Consider the following 235-nt stretch of genomic DNA (forward strand, 5'->3'; position numbering starts at 1 on the left):
TTTGACGGCATAGAGAGGTTGGTAACCGTGTATGATATAGGGCTGGGAAAATACGGAACCCCCAAGTGGGCGCTCGTTACCGTTACTCCTTGGGATTATTTGTCCGGCGGAATGTCCGTTATTCTGAAATGGGTCGGAACGATCATGTTCCTGTCCCTCATACCCGCCCTTCTCTTAACCCTGTGGTCCGTCAACCGGTATACCCGGGCCCTCATCCGGACGGACGGTGCGTGAG

Annotated in this window: 1 pseudogene; it reads left to right on the forward strand. The window is 54.5% G+C overall.

The features are described 5' to 3' along the window. Positions 1-234 (forward strand): annotated as a pseudogene (locus tag KVT34_RS31195) (cache domain-containing sensor histidine kinase); the annotation flags it as partial. Position 235: the final 1 nt, after the last annotated feature.

Source organism: Paenibacillus sp. GbtcB18 (genome assembly GCF_019091125.1).
GTDB classification, from domain to species: Bacteria; Bacillota; Bacilli; order Paenibacillales; family NBRC-103111; genus Paenibacillus_F; species Paenibacillus_F chitinolyticus.